Source organism: Clostridium carboxidivorans P7 (assembly GCF_001038625.1).
GTDB lineage: Bacteria > Bacillota > Clostridia > Clostridiales > Clostridiaceae > Clostridium_AM > Clostridium_AM carboxidivorans.
Genome location: NZ_CP011803.1, coordinates 3,020,978 through 3,040,574, shown reverse-complemented (window position 1 = coordinate 3,040,574; position 19,597 = coordinate 3,020,978). Strand labels below are relative to the sequence as shown.

Genomic DNA, 19,597 nt, shown 5'->3' with positions numbered 1-19,597 from the left:
GTTAATTTATTATATAAGCTGTGACTTTTTTCAAAGTTTTATGAATTATACATGGGGGGATTGTATGAAAAATATTAGCAAGTCTGTAAAGAAAAAAGATCATGAGCTAAAGATGAGTGGTCATGCTATTTATGTAGATGATTATGTAATGGATGATATGCTCTATGGCAAGCTATTACATTCAACAAAGGCAAAAGCCAAGATTACGGATATTCGTATTCCAAAATTGCCTGAAGGATACTTTGTAGTTGATAAAAATGATGTGACAGGTGTAAATCGTGTTGCAATAGTAGAAAATGATACACCTGTTTATGCTGAAAATACTGTAGAGTATGTTGGAGAACCTATTTTAATGGTTGTGGGACCTGATCTTAAGGAAGTTAAGAGAATTTTAGGTGAAATTGTTATAGTATATGAAGAACAAATTCCCGTCTTGGACATGAGAAAATCTGATACTGTTTTTTTTCATTATAAATGTGAAAAAGGGGATGTTTATAAGGCTTTAAAAGAAGCTGATGAAGTCTTTGTTGAAACCTTTGAAACAGGTTATCAGGAACAAGCATATCTTGAAACCCAGGGAATAATTGCTTATCCACATGATGGACGAATGACCATACGTGGTTCTATGCAGTGTCCTTACTATGTATATGGTGCAGTTTCCAAAGCTCTAGGATATGCTGAAAAGGATATTCAAATTATTCAGGATGTTACTGGAGGAGGCTTTGGAGGTAAAGAAGATATTCCGTCTATACTTGCATGTCAAACTGCAGTGGCAGCTAAAAAAGCTAATAAACCTGTAAAAGTAATATTTGACAGGCGAGAAGATATGGAATTTACTTCAAAGCGCCATCCATCTATTTGTACCTATAAAGTGGCAGTTAAAGATGGCACAATTACAGGCATGGATATTGATGTGTTATTCAATAGTGGTGCATATACTACCCTTTCTCCTGTTGTTTTACAACGTGGAGTAATTTGTGCAAGTGGTGCTTATAGAGTAGAAAATTTGCATATTGAGGGACGTGCAGTTAAGACAAATACAGTACCTTGCGGTGCATACCGTGGCTTTGGTGCTCCACAGACTTTCTTTGCAGTAGAAATGATGATGAATCATATTGCAAAGAAAATGGGTGTAGATTCTCTTGAACTGAAGGAAAAATATATGGTCAAACAGGGTGATTCTACTTCTACAAGTGGAAAGTATCATTTTCATGTACCCCTGCCTGAAATGATAAAGAGAGCTGATGAGCTTGCTAGTTATCGTAAAAAACGCAAGATGTATAAGAATCAAAAGGGAAGGTACCGAAAAGGTATTGGCATGTCATTATTTTTCCATGGTTGTGGTTTCACAGGAAGTGGAGAACGTGATCTCATAAAGGCTGTTGTAAAAATTAGAAAAAACATAGATGACACAGTAGAACTTTTGGTAAGTAACTCAGATATAGGGCAGGGTATTAAAACTACCTTTTGCAAAATTGCTGCAGATACTCTTGGTATTTCTTATGATAGGGTAATTGTAAATAATCCAGATACAGATAGTGTACCCGATTCAGGTCCTACTGTAGCAAGTCGTTCCTTAATGGTAGTTGGAGAATTGCTTAGACGTGCAGCAGAAAAACTTAAGGGAGAATGGAAGAGTGGAGAAGAACAAATTGTAGAGGAACATTTTGTGGAGCCTGACTTTATGATTCCATTTAATCTGGAAAAATTCAAAGGAGATGCTTATCCAACCTTTTCTTGGTCTGTAAATGTAATAGAAGTGGAGGTGGATACACTTACTGCTATTACAAAGGTAACTGGAGCATGGGGGATTTTTGATGTAGGTGTTCCTATAGACATGAATATTATACAGGGACAGATGCAGGGAGGTTTTTTACAAGGGATTGGATATGCTTCTATGGAACATATGGAATGTAATGACAAAGGTGTAATTCGTAATAATAGCTACAGTGATTATATTATTCCAACAGCAGTAGATGTACCAAATCTTGTAACCGAAATAGTAGATAATCCATACAGTTATGGTCCATATGGAGCAAAAGGTGCAGGTGAACTTCCTCTTGTTGGTACAGCTCCAGCTTATGTGGAAGCTGTGGAAAATGCACTTGATGTAAATTTAAATAAAGCTCCATTTACTCAAGAAGACACTATGAAGGTTTTACAGGAGGTGCTTAAGTAATGATAAAATTTATGCTTAATGGGAAACAAGTTAGGTCTTCTGCCAAGGAAAATGAGCGTTTACTTGATGTACTTAGAAATGAATTCCATATTACTGGTGTAAAATGTAGCTGTAAGGAAGGAGAATGTGGTGCTTGTTCTGTTATACTTGATGGAAGACTAGTTAACTCCTGTCTGGTAGCAGTAGGAAGTATAGATGGAAGTAATGTCATGACTATTGAAGGATATCGTGAAACCAAGCAATTTGAAGTTCTTGATAAGGCATACGCCTCTGTTAGTGCTGTGCAGTGTGGTTTTTGTATTCCTGGTATGGTACTTGCATCTGAGTGTATACTTTCCAAAAATTCAAATCCCACAGAAGCAGAGATTAGAGAAGGTATTTCTGGAAATCTTTGTAGATGTACTGGTTATAATGCCATTGTTAAAGCCATTGGTATTGCAGCAAAGGAGGGAAAAGGTTTATGGTAAATAGTTATAGACCATTATCTTTAAAGGAAGCACTGCATATACTTGCAAAGGATGATGTTACCCCTTATGCAGGAGGAACGGATTTAATGATTAAGGCAAATGAAGATGCCAGATATTTATTTTTAAATAAAGTAGCTGAGATGAAAAATGTAGTAGAAGATGAAAATTATATTCGTATTGGTGCAGGCGTTACTTTCTCAGATGTTATTGAAAATAAATTAACTCCTGCCATTTTAAAAGAAGCAGTAGAACAGATTGCAGCACCTGCAATTCGAAACTTAGGTACCGTTGGAGGAAATATATGTAATGGATCACCTAAAGCAGACAGTGCACTTATCTTTTTTGTTACAGATTCTAAATTGCGTCTCGTGAGCAGTAAAGGGGAGAGAGTTATTCCCATTAATGAATTTTATCTTGGGAGAAAAAAGACTTCTATTAAAAAGGATGAATTACTTGCTGAAATTCTCATGAGTAAGGAAGGCTTTGATAACTATTATTATAAGAAGGTAGGAGTAAGAAATGCTTTAGCAATCTCCAGAGTATCTTTTGCAGGTATTCTTAATATAGAAGACAATAAAATTTCTAAGTGCAGTACAGCCTTTGGTGCAGTTAGTGATGTTGTCATAAGGTGTCCAGATATTGATAAAATGCTCATTGGCAAGACTATTCAAGAAGCAAAAGCTTTAAAAAAAGATTATCTTGCAGCATATGATAAGGTTATTGTCCCTATAAAAGGCAGAATTTCAGCAGAATATAGAAAGGTTGTATGCATGAATTTACTTAGAGATTTTCTTGAAAGCAATGGAATTTAAATATACAAAGTTTTAAATTAATATAAGCATAATGTGAAGCAAAGCTTCGCATTATGCTTATATTACAAGATTTGAGTTATCAATTCTTAACTAGAGACTTTGATAGTCACCATTCCAAACTATGTTCCTATATATTTGTGGATCAGTATCTCCTTCTGTGCTAATGAGTAAAACTTTGGAGTTTTTATCAAGTTTTAATGTTTCACGCAAGTCTTTATATTTGGTTTCGGACAAAATGGATAAGAGTCCTGTTGTTACGGCTCCTGATTCACCGGATATTATTTTGTTGTCACCTTTAAGAGGATTTCCCAAAACGCGCATTCCTCTTGCTGTTACCCAATCAGGGGCTGATACGAATACATCTGTACAGCATTTCAAAATATCCCAGCCAACAGGGTTAGGCTCACCACAGGCAAGGCCAGCCATTATGGTATTCATTTCTCCGGTGACAGCTTCAATTTTACCTGCTTTACAGGATCTATAAAAACAATCAGCCTTTTCAGGTTCTACGATAACTATCTTTGGCGGATTTTTTTCAAAGGTGGAAACAAATATACTTGCTATAACAGAAGCAAAGGCTCCTACACCTGCTTGTAAAAATACATGAGTTGGAATAGTTCCATGTAATTGTTCAATAGCTTCTTGAGCTAAAGTAGAATATCCTTTCATTATCCATGTAGGAACTTCAGTATATCCTTCCCAAGCTGTATCCTGAATAACTTCCCATCCATTCTTAGAAGCTTGTTCAGCTGTAAAGCGTACTGTATCGTCATAATTCCAATCAGTTACGCTGACATCTGCATCAAATTCAGCTATATTATTTACTCTATTTTGTGTGCTTCCCTTAGGCATATATACAATACATTTATATCCAAGTTGCTTTGCCATCCAGGCAACTCCTCTTCCATGATTACCATCTGTAGTTGTAGCAAAAATAAGATTCCCTAATTCACTTTTTACTTTTTCAGATTTTAATGCTGAAAATGGAAGCTCAGATATATCCTTACCTAATTTTTGTGATAGGTGTTTACCAATAGCATAGGAAGCACCTAATACTTTAAATGCATTTAATCCAAAGCGAAGAGATTCATCTTTTACAAAGATATTAGATAGTCCTAAGAAATTTGCTAATTCATCCAACTTGACGAGAGGAGTTTGTTTATATTGCTCAAAGCTTTCATGGAAGCTTTTAACTTCGTGTAAGTCACTTTTATTTAATAAAGGTTCATGCTCTTTAAGATTTTTTTTACCATTAACAATCCATTTCAACGACAAGCCACCCCCAAAAAAATATAAATTTTTAATAAATATTACTAACCAGTTAATCCACTTTCATTATAATTCTGAATCATTTTTATGTCAATATATTAACATAAATGGTTATCAATGGTAAAAAGTTCTTGATAATTTTTATTCATGTTTTTCAGGGTGATTTTCAGAAGAGAGTTCAATATTAGTGACATTTTTTTCACCATGATTTAAAAATGCATTGAGGATTATTGCAACTACAGAAGCAGAAACTATACCACTGCTGAAGATTGATTTAAAAAATTGAGGAGTATGATCAAGTATACCAGGGACAACAGTAACTCCAAGACCTACGCCAATGGAACAGGCAACTACTAGCATATTTGAATTTTTATCAAAGTCTACACTTGAAAGCATTTGTATGCCGGCTACAGCTACCATTGCAAACATTATAGTTGTAGCTCCACCTATAACTGGCTGAGGAATGATGGTAGCTAAGGCTGCAAATTTAGGAATTAATCCAAGGCATATGAGGATGATTCCAGAAACAATTACAACAAAACGGCTTTTTACTTTACTTAGAGCTAAAAGTCCTAAATTTTGATTAAAAGTTGTATAAGGAAAGGAATTGAATATACCACCTAAAATTGTTGCAATTCCTTCAGCCCTAAGACCCCGTACAATATCATTTTCTGTAATCTTTTTTTCGCAAATTCTACCTATGCCAAGATATGTTCCTGTGGATTCAATCATTACTGTAAGCATGACAAAAGTCATCATAACTATAGAGGCAACATTGAATTTGGGTATACCAAAACTTAATGGACTAACAAAACTTACCCATTTTGCATTTACAACTACTGAAAAATCTACTTTTCCCATGAATGCAGCAACTATTGTGCCTAAAATAATTCCATTTAAAACAGAGATTGCTTGAAAAAATCCTTTAAAGAATTTATTTGATAATATGACAACTATCATTACGAAGGTGCCAAGTGAAAGGTTAGAGATACTTCCAAAATCTTTAGCTCCTGAACCACCACCTAGACTACTAATACCAACATTAATTAGAGAGAGACCTATTATTGTTACTACAGTACCTGTTACTACCGTTGGAAAAAACTTCAACACTTTTCCGTATATTGGTGCAATTAATACTACGATAAGTGCTGCTACTATTATGGCACCATAGGCTGTTGCCATTCCATAACTTTTACCAATAATAATGATAGGGCCAACAGCAGCAAAAGTACATCCTAAAATTGCAGGTAATTTAATACCAACATAAGGCCCTATACCAATTGCCTGAATTAAAGTTGCTATACCACAAGTAAACAAATCTGCAGCTACCAAAAGTTCCAGCTGCCTAGGTGTCAAACCTACGGAAGAGGCGATGAGTATAGGAACAGCTACAGCACCTGCATACATTGCAAGTACATGTTGAAGTCCTAAAGTAAAAAGCTTTGGAAGAGGAAGCATTTCATTTACCTTGTTTACAGATTGTTCCGACATTGTAAAACCTCCTATAAATAAGCTTATATCAAAGTAATGCAATTTAAGGTTGGATTTACTAGTTAGTATATTTTATTCTAATAATATTAATAATACTTTATCAATATTACAATTAAATAAAAATCCAATGGTGTTGTAAATTTTGAAATTTCTTATGAATTATTTTCAATTAAAGTAAAATTAATTTAATATTGACAAAAATATCCTGTTATTATAAAATCAAATTATACTAACTAGTTAATCCGATTTTTAAATTACACCATATCTAAGACAAAATATGTTTGCATTAAAACATTTTATTGAATCATTACAATTAGGAGGCATATCTTATGGAAAAGCTAAAAGAACTTATCCAAAATTTAAAAAAACTAGACTATAAAAATATGTATAATAATGATTTCTTTTTAACTTGGGAAAAAACAGATGAGGAGCTTAAAGCAGTTTTTACAGTAGCTGATATTTTACGTGAAATGAGAGAAAATAATATATCACCACGTATATTCGATAGTGGACTAGCAATTTCATTGTTTCGCGATAATTCCACAAGAACAAGATTCAGTTTTGCAAGTGCATGCAATTTGCTTGGACTTAAAGTTCAGGACCTTGATGAAGGAAAATCTCAGATTGCCCATGGCGAAACTGTTCGTGAAACAGCAAATATGATTTCCTTTATGGCAGATGTTATAGGAATTAGAGATGATATGTTTATAGGAAGAGGAAACAAGTATATGCATAAAGTTTCTGAATCAGTTCAAGAAGGATATAAAGCAGGAATTCTTGGACAGCGTCCTACTCTTGTAAATCTTCAGTGTGATATAGACCATCCAACTCAATGTATGGCGGATTTACTCCAATTAATTCATTACTTTGGTGGAGCAGAAAAACTTAAAGGCAAAAAAATGGCTATGACATGGGCTTACTCTCCATCTTATGGTAAACCATTATCTGTACCTCAAGGAATCATTGGTTTGATGACGAGAATGGGTATGGAAGTTGTACTTGCACATCCTGATGGATATGACATACTGCCAGAAGTAGAAGAGGTTGCAAGAAATAATGCTGAGAAGAGTGGAGGCAAATTTACTAAAACTAACTCTATGAAAGAAGCTTTTGAAAATGCAGATATAGTGTATCCAAAGAGCTGGGCTCCATTTGCTGCTATGGAAAAACGTACTAAATTGTATGGAGAAGGTAAATTTGATGAAATAAAAGTACTTGAAAAGGAACTTTTAAATCAAAATGCCAATTATAAAGATTGGGAGTGTACAGAAGAAATGATGAAGCTTACTAAGGATTCTAAAGCATTATATATGCATTGTTTACCTGCAGATATTACGGGAGTAAGTTGTAAACAGGGGGAAGTAGCTGCTTCTGTATTTGATAGATATCGTGAAGAACTTTATAAACAGGCAGGATATAAACCATATATCATTGCTTCAATGATTTTCTTAAGCAAGGTAAAAGATCCTGTAAAAACATTTGCAGAAATTATTGAAGCAAAGCCACCAAGGTTTTTAGCAAAGTAAAATATATTACAAGGGGGAATATAAATGAGTGATAGGATGCGGCCTATTTCTTTTGAAAAAATGCTTATTTGGATTACAAGAGAATTAAAAGAAAAGGAATCTATTTTTGGAATTCATAAAAGTAAATTTTATAAAAATGAAAGTGGGAAATCAATTGAGGTATTTGGTGAAAAGCTAGCTTCACCCCTTGGACCTGCTGCTGGACCAAATACTCAATTAACTCAGAACATTGTTTCTGCTTACTTAACTGGAAGTCGATTTATTGAATTGAAAACAGTGCAAGTTATTGATGGCGAGGACTTACCAGTAGCTAAACCTTGCATCTATGCACAGGATGAAGGCTATAATGTGGAATGGTCTACAGAATTAAAAGTATCTGATGCTTTTGATGAATATATAAAAGCTTGGTTTTTGCTTCATATTTTAATGAGAGAACTTAATTTAAGCAATGAAAGAGATTTTATGTTTAACATGAGTGTAGGCTATGATTTAAATGGAATTAAATCACCTAAAATAGATAACTATATTGAAGGAATGAGGAATGCCTCAAACACAAGAGTATGGAATGAATGTAAAAAAGTAATTACTTCTAATATGAATTTATTTGATAATTTCAATGAAAAAGATTTAGAAAAAATCTCTCCAGTTATTTGTTCATCTATTACAGTATCTACATTACACGGATGCCCTCCAGAAGAAATAGAAAAGATATCTAATTATTTGCTCAGAGAAAAGAAATTAAACACTTTTATAAAGATGAATCCAACTCTTTTAGGAGAACAGTTTGTTAGAAATACACTTAATACAATGGAATATGATTATATAGCCTTAAATGGAGAACATTTTAAAAATGATTTGCAGTATGGGGATGCAGTGTCAATGCTGCAGCGTTTGAAAGATGCAGCAAGGAAAATGAATTTGGAAATAGGAGTTAAACTTACAAATACCTTGCCAGTTAAAATTCAAAACAATGAATTACCTGGAGAGGAAATGTATATGTCAGGACGTTCTCTTTTTCCACTTACAATATCATTAGCAAGTAAATTAGCCAAAGAATTTGAAGGCGATTTGCAGATATCTTATTCAGGTGGTGCAGACTTTTTTAATGTTGATAAAATTTTAGCTGTAGGAATTCAACCAGTGACATTTGCAACTACTATTTTAAAGCCAGGTGGATATGAGAGGATAGCTCAAATGGCTGAAAAGGTAGAGAAAAAGCTTAAGGGTGCCTTCTCAGAAATTGATACAGATATGTTATCAAAATTATTATTGGAAGCTTTAAATGACAAACATTATCTTAAAAATTCAAGAACTGTGGAGAGTAGAAAGCTTTCTATGGAGCTTCCTATTTATGATTGTGCAGCAGCACCTTGCAGCATAGGGTGTCCTATAAATCAACAAATTCCTGAATATATAGCTTTGGCTGGAAAAAAGAAATATGATGAAGCTTTTTCTATAATTGCTAAAGACAATGCTTCACCAGCAATTACAGCAACTATTTGTAATCACAACTGTCAGTTTAAATGTACCAGATTAGATTATGATTCATCCATATCAATTAGGGATATGAAGAAAGTTGTTGTTTTAAATGCTGAGAAGAAATACATTGAAAATATCAAACTAGCAGATATAAAAAGCAGCAAAAAGGTAGTAGTTATAGGTGCAGGTCCGGCAGGACTTTCTACAGCTCTCTTTTTGAGGAGAAATGGTATGGATGTAACTGTAATGGACAAAAAAGAAAAACCTTATGGTGTAGTAAGATATGCAATTCCTGATTTTAGAATTCCATATGAAATGATTGATCAGGATTTTGAACTTATAAAAAAGCAGGGAGTAAAATTTAAATTTGGCATTAATGAAAACTTTAATATAGATGAATTAAAAGAAAAATATGATTATATTATCCTTGCAATAGGTGCTTGGAAACCGGGAAGATTATCTTTAAAAGAAGGCAGCGAAAAAGCTGTAAATGCTATTGAATTTCTTGAAAGATATAAATCAGAAAAAGAAAACATCAATTTGGGAAAGCAGGTTTGCGTTATTGGTGGTGGAAATGTAGCAATGGATGCAGCAAGAGCAGCTAAGAGGATAGCTGGAGTGGAAAATGTTTCTATTATATATAGAAGAACTAGAGAATACATGCCTGCAGATTCTGAAGAATTGGATTTAGCTGTTACTGACGGTGTTGTCTTAAAAGAACTTCTTGCTCCAATGGCTATTAAGGACAATAAATTGATTTGTCAGGAGATGACTTTAGGAGAAAGAGATGCTTCAGGCAGGAGAAGTCCTGTTCCAAGCGGTAAAGAGGTTATTTTAGATGTGGATACTGTTATTGCTGCTGTAGGGGAAAAAGTAAATAGTGATTTATTGAGAGGAAATGGAATAGAATTAGATTCTAAGGGTTTCCCTAAATTAAATATAGCTTGCGAAAGCAATATTTCCAATGTATATATTCCAGGAGATGCAAAAAAAGGACCAGCTACAATTGTAAAGGCAATAGCAGATGGAAAGGCAGTTGCAAAAGATATATTGTCAAAAGAAAGATTGAATAATGATTTTGAGAAAAAAGTTATCCCTATAGATGAAAAAGAAATATATAGTAGGAAGGGTGTATTAAGAGATTCACAAAATTGTGAAGAAGAACCTGAAAGATGCCTCTCTTGCAGTAACATTTGTGAATTGTGTGTTGATGTTTGTCCTAATAGAGCCAATGTAGTTATTAATGTAGAAGGAGGCTTTGCTTCTTCTCATCAGGTTATACATTTAGATGGTATGTGCAACGAATGTGGTAATTGTGGGATTTTCTGTCCATATAAAGGGAATCCATATAAAGATAAGGTGACAGTTTTCTGGAATGAAAATGACTTTGAAAATAGTGAAAACAAGGGCTTTTATATTATTGATATCAAAAAAGGTATTTGTAAAGTTAGAAGAGAAGATGACAAAGTTATTATGTACACTATTGGTGAAAAAGATGTTATCTCAAAAGAGATGGAATATATAATTAAGAGTTGTATAGATAAATATAGTTACATGCTGTAATTTAACATTTAAAACAAATGGGGGGAAATATATGTTATTAATAGGAAATGGCAAGCTTATTACTAGAGATGATGCTAGACCCATTATTGATGATGGATGTATTGCTGTAAGAGAAAATAAAATTATTGAAATTGGTTCAACTGAAGCATTAAAGAAAAAATATAAAGATGCAAGATTTATTGATGCAAAGAATAAGCTTATTATGCCAGGATTTATCAATACTCATATGCATTATTACAGCACTTTTGCCAGAGGAATGGCAAATGACAGTCCTCCAGCAAAAAACCTTATGGATATACTTACAGGACTATGGTGGAGACTCGACAAGGTATTAACTCCAGAAGACATATATTATAGTGCTATTGTACCAATGATTGACCAAGTTAAAAACGGTGTTACAACTGCTTTTGATCATCATGCAAGTGCTTATTCAGTTAAAGGAAGTTTATTTAAAATAGCTGAGGCTGCAGAAAAGATAGGTATCCGCAGTAGTTTATGTTATGAAACTTCAGATAGGGATGGAGAAAAAATTGCTGATGAAGGTATTGCTGAAAATGTAGAGTTTATTAAGTATTGTAATGAAAAAAAAGACGACATGATTAAAGGTATGTTTGGACTTCATGCTTCTATGACAATTTCAGATAAAACCTTGGAAAAATGCATGGATGCTATTGAAAATTTAAATACGGGTTTTCACGTTCATACAGGGGAAGGTATACAGGATTTGCAGATTACTAAAGAAAAGTATGGCAAAGGTATTGTACAGAGATGGTATGATGCAGGAGCACTTTCAGATAAGACAATTTTAGTTCACTGTATTCATGTTTCAGATGAGGAAATGGATCTGATTAAAGAGAAAAATACAATAGTGGTTCACAATCCTGAATCAAATATGGGCAATGCTGTAGGTGTATCTCCTGTACTGAAAATGTACAAGAAAGGAATTTTATTGGGGCTTGGTACAGATGGTTATACTGCAGATATGATGGAATCTTACAAAGTAGGAAATATTATTCACAAACATGCTTTTGAAGATTCTACAGTAGCTTGGACTGAAATTCCACAAATGTTTTTCTATAATAATAGAAACATTGTTGAAAGATTTATTGACGGAAAAATTGGAATTTTAAAAGAAGGAGCACTGGCAGATATAATTATTGTAGACTACGATTCACCTACACCAATAAACGAAAGCAATATTAATTCGCATTTATTATTTGGTATTAATGGACGTTGTGTAGATACAACCATTATAAATGGTAGAGTTATTATGGAAGACAGGAAACTTGTAGGCATTGATGAAGAGAGAATTATGGCAAGAAGCAGGGAACTGGCACAAGGCCTGTGGAAGCGTTTTTAAATATAGTTAAAATGGGGGGATTTTAAATGACATTAGATTTAAATAAACAAAAAATATTGGAGCTGGCAGAAAAATATAAACCTGAAATATCCAAGTTTTTAAGGGATATGGCTGCAATTCCAAGTGAAAGCTGTGGCGAGAAAAAAGTTATATTGAGAATAAAAGAGGAAATGGAAAAAGTAGGCTTTGATAAGGTAGAAATAGATCCAATGGGTAATGTACTTGGATATATAGGACATGGAAAACACCTTATTGCTATGGATGCTCATATAGACACAGTAGGTATAGGGGATAGGAATCTGTGGAAATATGATCCTTATGAAGGCTGTGAGGATGATCAAGTGATTTTAGGAAGAGGTGTATCAGATCAGGAAGGTGGAATGGCTTCTATGGTCTATGCAGGTAAGATAATTAAAGATCTTGGTCTTGAAGGAGATTATACATTAGTAGTAACAGGTACTATTCAAGAAGAAGATTGTGATGGACTTTGCTGGCAGTATATAATCAATGAAGATAAGGTAAGACCAGAATTTGTAGTTATCACAGAACCAACTTCATTGAATATATATAGAGGACATAGAGGAAGGATGGAAATAAAAGTTACAACTCACGGTGTTAGCTGCCATGGATCTGCACCAGAAAGAGGAGATAATGCAATTTTTAAAATGGCACCTATATTAAATGAGTTAAAGGAATTAAATGAAAGATTGATTGATGATAAGTTTTTAGGAAAAGGTACATTAACTGTATCTGAAATCTTTTTCTCATCACCTTCAAGATGTGCTGTAGCAGATGGGTGCAGTATTTCCATTGACAGAAGGCTTACTGATGGTGAAAGCTGGGAATATGCAATTGAGCAAATTAAAAATTTACCATCAGTTAAAGCTGCAGGAGCTGAGGTTGAAATGTACACTTATGAAAGACCTTCCTATACAGGATTAAAATATCCTACAGAATGTTTCTTCCCAACCTGGGTACTGCCTGAAGATCATAAAGTGTGCCAAAATGTTATAAGCTGTTATAAAGATTTATTTAAGAGTGAACCAAAGGTAGATAAATGGACATTTTCTACAAATGCAGTTTCCATTATGGGAAGATATAAAATACCATGTATAGGCTTTGGACCAGGCCACGAAGACCAAGCTCATGCTCCTAATGAAAAGACCTGGAAAAATGAATTAGTCAAATGTGCAGCAATGTATGCACTTATTTCATTATCCTATGTAACAGATTATGTAAATAAGTAATTATACGGAGGAATCACAATGGGATTTTGTAAACTGGTTATAGCGTTAGGTGGAAATGCACTCCAAGAACCTAATACTCCAGCTACAGCTGAGGCACAATTGAAAGTGATAAAAAAAACTTGTGAATATATTGCAGATATAAGCTGTAAGGGGTATGAGCTTTTAATAGTTCATGGAAATGGTCCCCAAGTGGGAAGAATTTTACTTGCGTCTGAGGCTGCTAATAGTGTTACACCAGTTATGCCTCTTGATGTATGCAGTGCTATGAGTCAGGGATATATAGGATATCATATTCAGCAGTCACTGAGAAAGGCACTGGATAAGAGAAAAAAGAAAGTGCCTGTAGTAACTCTTATAACCCAGGCAGTAGTTGATAAAAATGACCTTGCATTTAAAAATCCAACTAAACCCATAGGCACTTTTTATAGTGAAGAAGAGGCGGAAAAGATAAAAAAAGAAAAAGGTTATGTAATGCAAGAGGATTCTGGAAGGGGATGGAGGAGAGTAGTAGCATCACCTTCTCCAAAGAAAATAGTTGAACTCCCAGCAATTAAAGTGCTGTGGGATTCTACTATTTGCGTAGCAGCTGGAGGTGGCAGTATTCCTGTTGTTGAAAAAGAAGATGGATCATTAGAAGGTGTTGCAGCAGTTATAGATAAAGATCTTGCAGCTGAAAGACTTGCGGAAGATGTTAATGCAGATATTTTCATGATATTAACAGAAGTTGAAAAAGTATCACTTAACTTTAAAAAAGCCAATCAAATAGATCTTGACCATATTACAGTGGCAGAGGCAGAAAAGTATATTGAAGAAGGTCACTTTGCTCCAGGATCAATGCTTCCAAAGGTGAGAGCAGCACTTATGTTTGCAAAGGCAAACCCTTCCCACAAATCCATAATTACATCACTTTATAAAGGTGAAGATGCCTTAGAAGGTAAAACAGGGACAGTTATTACTTTAAACAAAAGGGAAGAGTGATGCATGCCTTTTTTAGAGAAAATAAGGTCATATACAATGGAAAGATTATTGAAGATAAGCCCATTGGAAAGTATTTATATATCAAGACGTGGTGAACTAAAGCTATTGCTTTTTAGCAATAGCTTTTATATAAAGTAATTCTTAGGTTTAGAGGGAGCTTTTGTATATGAAAAAGTTGTCTATAAATATAACAATATTATAGTATAGATTATGTATCTTTATTTATGGTTTCATTCATACTTCCAGTTCTATATCTTTTCCTTCTAAAAAAATACATCACCTCAGAAAAACTGCAAAGGAGATGTATATTAGTTCTTATTTAAGCTTGTTCAAGAGCTTGATTTAAATCATATATAAGATCATCTACACCTTCAACTCCAATTGAAAGTCTTATAAGATCAGGTGTAACTCCAGCAGCTTTTTGTTCTTCTTCTGTAAGTTCAGCATGAGTTGTACTTGAAGGATGAATTACAAGTGATTTTGCATCTGCTACATTTGCAAGCAATGAGAATAATTTTACGCTATTTATAAATTTCTTACCTGCTTCAAGTCCTCCTTTTATTCCAAATGTAAATATTGAGCATGCTCCTTTTGGTAAGTATTTTTTAGCTAAATCTTTATATGGACTTCCTTCTAGTTCAGGATAGTTAATCCATGCAACTTTCGGATGTTTGCTTAGAAATTCAACAATTTTTCTTGTATTAGATACGTGTCTTTCAACTCTAAGTGAGAGAGATTCTAATCCTTGAAGAAAATAAAATGCACTTTGAGGACTTAAAGTTGCACCAGTATTTCTTAAAAGTTGTACTCTAGCCTTTAAAGCAAATGCAGGAGCACCTAGATCAGCATATACTAATCCATTATAGCTTTTATCAGGTGTTGTAAAGTCAGGGAACTTTCCACTTGCTTTCCAATCAAAGTTTCCTCCATCAACTATAATTCCACCAATTGTAGTTCCATGTCCACCTATAAATTTAGTTGCAGAATGAACTACTACATCTGCACCATATTCTATTGGTCTCACAAGATATGGAGTACCAAAAGTATTGTCTATGATCAATGGTATTTTATTTTCGTGGGCAATATTTGCAACAGCTTCTATATCAAGAACATTTATTCTTGGATTTCCTATAGTTTCAGCGTAAACTGCTTTGGTTTTATCTGTAATTGCTTTTCTGAAGTTTTCAGGATCATCTGGATTTACAAATACAACTTTTATTCCAAGTTTCTTTAAAGTTACTCCAAATAATTCATAAGTTCCACCATATAATGTGCTTGCAGCAACTACTTCATCACCAGCACTTGCAACATTAAGTATTGAGTATAAAATTGCTGCTAATCCTGAAGCTGTTGCAAGACCAGCAACTCCACCTTCTAGTTCAGCAACTCTCTTTTCAAATACATCTGTTGTAGGATTCATAATTCTTGAATATACATTTCCAGGTTCTTTTAATTGAAATAGATTTGCAGCATGGTCTGCATTTTTAAATACATAAGAACTTGTTTGATAAATTGGTACAGCTCTTGATCCTGTTGTTGGATCTGGCTCCTGACCTGCATGTACTTGTAATGTTTCAAAGGATAATTTTCTTTCTTCACTCATTTTTTGTTCCTCCTAAATATTAAATATATTTAAAAACGAAACTTCCATAACCTGGCAAAATAAAAAATCTTCTCGTAAGATAAGTTACAAGAAGATTTTTCTTCATGCTTCTCATCTTTCAGGTTTTACCTGCTGGAATTAACACCATACATTCAAATGAAAAATGCTGGTTGTCGGGCTTCACAGGGCCAGTCCCTCCGCCACTCTGGATAAGAAGTTCCGTATTTTATTTTAAACAATAATTCTCAAATTTATAAGTAATTAGCATTGTTTGCTTTCGTTGTTACAAAGTATACAGTCTTTAAATTTGCTTGTCAATAGTTAATTTAAAATAAATTATATTGATTTCTATTGATTGACTAGATAAACCACAAATTTAATAGAATAGGTTAGATATGGATCCCAATCTCATATTAAAAAATTTATAAATTAAATATTGACATAGTAAAATATGACTAATATAATTGTATATAACATATACGAATAGTATGAAATATCTAAGAAAAATTTGAAAACTTAATATGATATATTCTTATCAAGAGAGGTGGAGGGATTGGCCCTTTGAAGCCTCGGCAGCGGATTCTTTTTTAGAATACTGTGCCAAATCCAACAAAATTATTTTTGAGAGATAAGAAGAGTAGTATTTATAATGCATTAAAACCTCTTCTTTTGTAGAAGAGGTTTTTTATTTCCAAGTATTGAGATTAAAGTGGAGGGGGTAATATGACAAATAATAGTAGAGGTAAAGCTGTTATTTCAGAAGAAAATTTAAATAAACTTTTAGAAATGTTGAAAACTGTTAAATATGGTTCTGTAATTTTAGTTATTCAGGATGGGGTAGTGGTACAAATAGAAAAAAATGAAAAGGTGAGACTAGTGTAGATTAGGAATTGAACAAATTTTATTTTTAACTTTTAAAATATAAAGAGGAGGATACAAGAATGAGTGTAGAAAGTGTGAGAAATTTTTTTAAAGAGAGGAATCAAGAAGATCCAGTATTTGAATTGGAGGATAGTGGAGCTACAGTAGATCTTGCTGCTCAGGTTATAGGTGTTGAAGCTAAGTTTATTGCTAAAACACTAGCATTTAAATTAAAAGAAAAGGATATATTAGTTGTAACTCGTGGTGATGCCAGAATAGACAATAAAAAATTTAGAACTTATTTTAAAACAAAAGCTAAAATGCTTGGTTTAAATGAAGTAGAAGAAATAACAGGACATCCAGTTGGAGGGGTGTGTCCATTTGGCTTGAAAAATCCTTTAGATATATACATAGATGTATCTATAAAAGATTTCGATTTTGTTTATCCAGCAGCAGGTTCAAGAACAACTGCGCTTAAGATATCACCGGAAAACATTCAAGAGTTTACTAATGCTGAATGGGTTGATGTCTGTCAAGAATAGTATACAGGACTTTAGCAAGGGAAAGTGATAAATATTACTTTTCCTATTGACATACTAATAAATAGTATATATAATAATATCAATGAGAAAAACATATAGGAATAGTAGGAAAAGTAAAGATGAGAAGAAGTAAGTAAATGGAAGCTGACAGAGAGAAATCTCCATTGGGTGTAAGAGATTTTGAGTGAAAGTTAACTGAAATGCATCTCGGAGCCCTGAATCGAAATTTAGTAGACTTCAGTGGGTACGCCCATTAAAGCGTTGAGGTATTATTGTACCAATATTTATGAGTTGTTATGTATTCTATTTTTGATGCATAATAAACAGAGTGGAACCGTGGAAGTTAACTTCTGCCTCTGTATTGAGGCGGGAGTTTTTTGTGTCCAAAAATATATTAAATTATTAAAATTAGGAGGATTGTCATGAATTCTGTAGAGTATTTTAATTCAATAGCAAATCAATGGAATGTGATAAGAGAGGAGTATTTTGAAGAAAAGCTAAAATACACAGCACTTTCTCAATTTGATATAAAAGATAAAATATGTGCAGATTTAGGGTGTGGCACAGGTTTTATATCATTAGCATTACTGGAGAAAGCTAAAATTGTTTTTTCAATAGATAACTCTAAAAATATGCTTAAAGAATTGCATAGTACAGCTTCAAAAAAAGGCTTAAAAGATATATATCCTATTAGTGGTTCTATGGAGAACTTGCCTTTGTTTGATAAATCAATAGATAGAGTTTTTATAAATATGGCTTTACATCATATATTTGATGCAAAAAAAGCAATAGAAGAAATGTTTAGGGTGCTTAAAAAGGATGGAGCAGTAGTTATAACAGATGTAGAGGAGCACAATGGAGAGTGGGCTAGAACAGAAATGCATGATGAGTGGCTTGGTTTTTCACATGAACAAATAAAGAGCTGGCTTAAGGAAGCTGGCTTTAGTCAAGTTCAAGTAAACAGTACAGAACTTAAATGTAAAGGCTATTCAAGTAAAGGAGAATATACAGAAACAGGAATATTTGTAGCAAAAGGAATTAAGGAGGAATAAAAAATGGATATTGAATCATTATTAATACATGGAGGTGTGGATGGAGATAAAACTACAGGTGCTGTAAATGTGCCTATTTATCAAACATCTACGTACAGACAGTCAGAATTGGGAGTAAATAGTGGATATGAATACTCAAGAACAGGTAATCCAACAAGATATGCACTAGAAAAACTTATTTCAGATTTAGAAGGAGGTTATGCAGGTTATGCATTTGCCTCTGGAATGGCAGCAATAACAGCAGCTTTAATGCTTTTTAAGAGTGGAGATAAAGTTTTAATATCAGATAATGTATATGGAGGAAGCTTTAGAGTTTTAGATAAGGTATTTAAAAATTTTAATCTTGAATATGAACTTGTAGACACAAGTAATGAAAAGCTTGTGGAGGAAAAAGTTACAGATAATGTTAAAGCTATATTTATAGAAACACCAACAAACCCACTTATGACCATAACAGATATAAAGAAGATAGCTGGTATAGCTAAGAATCATGGAATATTAACTATTGTAGATAATACTTTCATGACGCCATATCTTCAAAAACCAATAGAGCTAGGAGCTGATATAGTAGTTCATAGTGCAACGAAATATTTGGGAGGACACAGTGATTTGGTGGCTGGACTTGCTGTAGTAAACAGTAAGGAATTAGCTGAGAAACTTCATTTTATCCAAAACTCTACAGGAGGGGTGTTGAACCCATTTGACTCATGGCTTTTGATAAGGGGAATAAAGACATTATCAGTAAGAATGGACAGACATATTGAAAATGCAAGATATTTAGCAGAATTCTTAAAAAATCATCCAGCAGTAGAAAAGGTCTATTATCCAGGACTTGAAGATCATCCAGGTTATGAAATTCATAAAAAACAAGCAAATGGAGCAGGAGCTATAATATCTTTTGTGTTAAAAGAAAGCTTTAATATAAATGAATTTTTTAAAGGTGTAGAGCTTATAACTTTAGGAGAAAGCTTGGGAGGAGTAGAATCCTTAATATCTCATCCTGCTACTATGACACATGCTTCAATACCTGCTGAAATAAGACAAAAAGTAGGAATAGTAGATAACCTGATTAGATTGTCTGTAGGAATTGAAAATAAGAAGGACTTAGTACAGGATATAGAAAAAGCATTAAATAAATCAAAAAATATATAAAAAATATACTTTGGGG

Annotated in this window: 15 protein-coding genes and 2 riboswitches; of the genes, 12 read left to right on the top strand and 3 right to left on the bottom strand. The window is 33.4% G+C overall.

All coding sequences use genetic code 11. The features are described from left to right. The first annotated feature begins 64 nt into the window (after nucleotides 1–64). From Ccar_RS13300 to Ccar_RS13290, 3 genes are read left to right on the top strand one after another with little or no spacing between them, the layout of a single operon-like run. Entirely contained in the window at nucleotides 65–2,179 is a 2,115-nt protein-coding gene (locus Ccar_RS13300) for a xanthine dehydrogenase family protein molybdopterin-binding subunit (RefSeq protein WP_007060995.1), read from the top strand. Then, nucleotides 2,179–2,646 carry a (2Fe-2S)-binding protein gene (locus Ccar_RS13295; RefSeq protein WP_007060996.1) on the top strand — a complete coding sequence of 156 codons (468 nt, stop codon included), beginning with the start codon at nucleotides 2,179–2,181 and terminating at the stop codon, nucleotides 2,644–2,646. The genes Ccar_RS13300 and Ccar_RS13295 overlap by 1 nt, the downstream gene beginning before the upstream one ends. Next, nucleotides 2,640–3,458, top strand: coding sequence for an FAD binding domain-containing protein (locus tag Ccar_RS13290; RefSeq protein WP_007060997.1), 819 nt, complete (start codon nucleotides 2,640–2,642; stop codon nucleotides 3,456–3,458). Before Ccar_RS13295 ends, Ccar_RS13290 begins: the two co-directional genes overlap by 7 nt. A gap of 90 nt (nucleotides 3,459–3,548) precedes the next feature. Here the strand turns inward: Ccar_RS13290 and dpaL are convergent, their stop codons facing one another. After that, complete coding sequence (gene dpaL, locus Ccar_RS13285) at nucleotides 3,549–4,727, bottom strand: diaminopropionate ammonia-lyase (protein WP_007064940.1); 1,179 nt, start codon at nucleotides 4,725–4,727, stop codon at nucleotides 3,549–3,551. 141 nt (nucleotides 4,728–4,868) lie between these two features. Next, complete coding sequence (locus Ccar_RS13280) at nucleotides 4,869–6,218, bottom strand: nucleobase:cation symporter-2 family protein (RefSeq protein WP_007060999.1); 1,350 nt, start codon at nucleotides 6,216–6,218, stop codon at nucleotides 4,869–4,871. 329 nt (nucleotides 6,219–6,547) lie between these two features. On the opposite strand from Ccar_RS13280, the gene ygeW reads away from it, so the two are divergent. Genes ygeW through arcC form a run of 5 tightly spaced genes read left to right on the top strand, consistent with a single transcriptional unit; the run spans nucleotide 6,548 to nucleotide 14,371 of the window. After that, the gene (gene ygeW, locus Ccar_RS13275; RefSeq protein ID WP_007061000.1) at nucleotides 6,548–7,744 is read left to right on the top strand and encodes a knotted carbamoyltransferase YgeW; all 1,197 of its coding nucleotides are present in this window, start codon (nucleotides 6,548–6,550) and stop codon (nucleotides 7,742–7,744) included. Between the two features lie 24 nt (nucleotides 7,745–7,768). Beyond that, nucleotides 7,769–10,786 (top strand): putative selenate reductase subunit YgfK, encoded by a 3,018-nt coding sequence (ygfK, locus tag Ccar_RS13270; protein WP_007061001.1) that lies wholly within the window; start codon nucleotides 7,769–7,771, stop codon nucleotides 10,784–10,786. Between the two features lie 31 nt (nucleotides 10,787–10,817). Further along, complete coding sequence (ssnA, locus tag Ccar_RS13265) at nucleotides 10,818–12,146, top strand: putative aminohydrolase SsnA (RefSeq protein WP_007061002.1); 1,329 nt, start codon at nucleotides 10,818–10,820, stop codon at nucleotides 12,144–12,146. A 26-nt stretch (nucleotides 12,147–12,172) separates the two neighbouring features. Next, nucleotides 12,173–13,393 carry a YgeY family selenium metabolism-linked hydrolase gene (locus tag Ccar_RS13260; protein ID WP_007061003.1) on the top strand — a complete coding sequence of 407 codons (1,221 nt, stop codon included), beginning with the start codon at nucleotides 12,173–12,175 and terminating at the stop codon, nucleotides 13,391–13,393. An 18-nt stretch (nucleotides 13,394–13,411) separates the two neighbouring features. Beyond that, nucleotides 13,412–14,371, top strand: a complete 960-nt coding sequence (gene arcC, locus Ccar_RS13255; RefSeq protein ID WP_007064941.1) for a carbamate kinase — start codon at nucleotides 13,412–13,414, stop codon at nucleotides 14,369–14,371. A gap of 319 nt (nucleotides 14,372–14,690) precedes the next feature. On the opposite strand, the gene Ccar_RS13250 is transcribed toward arcC, so the two are convergent. After that, nucleotides 14,691–15,974: a homocysteine synthase gene (locus tag Ccar_RS13250; RefSeq protein ID WP_007061006.1), complete on the bottom strand. Its 1,284-nt coding sequence runs from the start codon at nucleotides 15,972–15,974 to the stop codon at nucleotides 14,691–14,693. Between the two features lie 108 nt (nucleotides 15,975–16,082). Beyond that, a riboswitch (SAM riboswitch) is annotated at nucleotides 16,083–16,190 on the bottom strand. Nucleotides 16,191–16,503: 313 nt separating this feature from the next. Next, nucleotides 16,504–16,609: riboswitch (SAM riboswitch) on the top strand. Between the two features lie 88 nt (nucleotides 16,610–16,697). Here Ccar_RS13250 and Ccar_RS26370 point away from each other — a divergent pair. From Ccar_RS26370 to Ccar_RS13235, 4 genes are all read left to right on the top strand, one after another. After that, the gene (locus Ccar_RS26370; RefSeq protein WP_007064942.1) at nucleotides 16,698–16,856 is read left to right on the top strand and encodes a YezD family protein; all 159 of its coding nucleotides are present in this window, start codon (nucleotides 16,698–16,700) and stop codon (nucleotides 16,854–16,856) included. Nucleotides 16,857–16,915: 59 nt separating this feature from the next. Further along, nucleotides 16,916–17,377, top strand: a complete 462-nt coding sequence (locus Ccar_RS13245) for a YbaK/EbsC family protein (RefSeq protein ID WP_007061008.1) — start codon at nucleotides 16,916–16,918, stop codon at nucleotides 17,375–17,377. A 422-nt stretch (nucleotides 17,378–17,799) separates the two neighbouring features. Then, a complete protein-coding gene (locus Ccar_RS13240; RefSeq protein ID WP_007061009.1) occupies nucleotides 17,800–18,429 on the top strand; it encodes a class I SAM-dependent methyltransferase in 630 nt (209 codons plus the stop codon). A 3-nt stretch (nucleotides 18,430–18,432) separates the two neighbouring features. Further along, nucleotides 18,433–19,581 (top strand): bifunctional cystathionine gamma-lyase/homocysteine desulfhydrase, encoded by a 1,149-nt coding sequence (locus tag Ccar_RS13235; RefSeq protein ID WP_007061010.1) that lies wholly within the window; start codon nucleotides 18,433–18,435, stop codon nucleotides 19,579–19,581. Nucleotides 19,582–19,597: the final 16 nt, after the last annotated feature.

Coding starts and splice junctions, on each gene's coding strand:
- Ccar_RS13280 (WP_007060999.1), bottom strand. CDS start 6,218: ATGTCGGAACAATCTGTAAACAAGGTAAATGAAATGCTTCCTCTTCCA.
- Ccar_RS26370 (WP_007064942.1), top strand. CDS start 16,698: ATGACAAATAATAGTAGAGGTAAAGCTGTTATTTCAGAAGAAAATTTA.
- ygeW (WP_007061000.1), top strand. CDS start 6,548: ATGGAAAAGCTAAAAGAACTTATCCAAAATTTAAAAAAACTAGACTAT.
- Ccar_RS13245 (WP_007061008.1), top strand. CDS start 16,916: ATGAGTGTAGAAAGTGTGAGAAATTTTTTTAAAGAGAGGAATCAAGAA.
- Ccar_RS13290 (WP_007060997.1), top strand. CDS start 2,640: ATGGTAAATAGTTATAGACCATTATCTTTAAAGGAAGCACTGCATATA.
- Ccar_RS13240 (WP_007061009.1), top strand. CDS start 17,800: ATGAATTCTGTAGAGTATTTTAATTCAATAGCAAATCAATGGAATGTG.
- Ccar_RS13295 (WP_007060996.1), top strand. CDS start 2,179: ATGATAAAATTTATGCTTAATGGGAAACAAGTTAGGTCTTCTGCCAAG.
- arcC (WP_007064941.1), top strand. CDS start 13,412: ATGGGATTTTGTAAACTGGTTATAGCGTTAGGTGGAAATGCACTCCAA.
- Ccar_RS13250 (WP_007061006.1), bottom strand. CDS start 15,974: ATGAGTGAAGAAAGAAAATTATCCTTTGAAACATTACAAGTACATGCA.
- Ccar_RS13300 (WP_007060995.1), top strand. CDS start 65: ATGAAAAATATTAGCAAGTCTGTAAAGAAAAAAGATCATGAGCTAAAG.
- Ccar_RS13260 (WP_007061003.1), top strand. CDS start 12,173: ATGACATTAGATTTAAATAAACAAAAAATATTGGAGCTGGCAGAAAAA.
- Ccar_RS13235 (WP_007061010.1), top strand. CDS start 18,433: ATGGATATTGAATCATTATTAATACATGGAGGTGTGGATGGAGATAAA.
- ssnA (WP_007061002.1), top strand. CDS start 10,818: ATGTTATTAATAGGAAATGGCAAGCTTATTACTAGAGATGATGCTAGA.
- ygfK (WP_007061001.1), top strand. CDS start 7,769: ATGAGTGATAGGATGCGGCCTATTTCTTTTGAAAAAATGCTTATTTGG.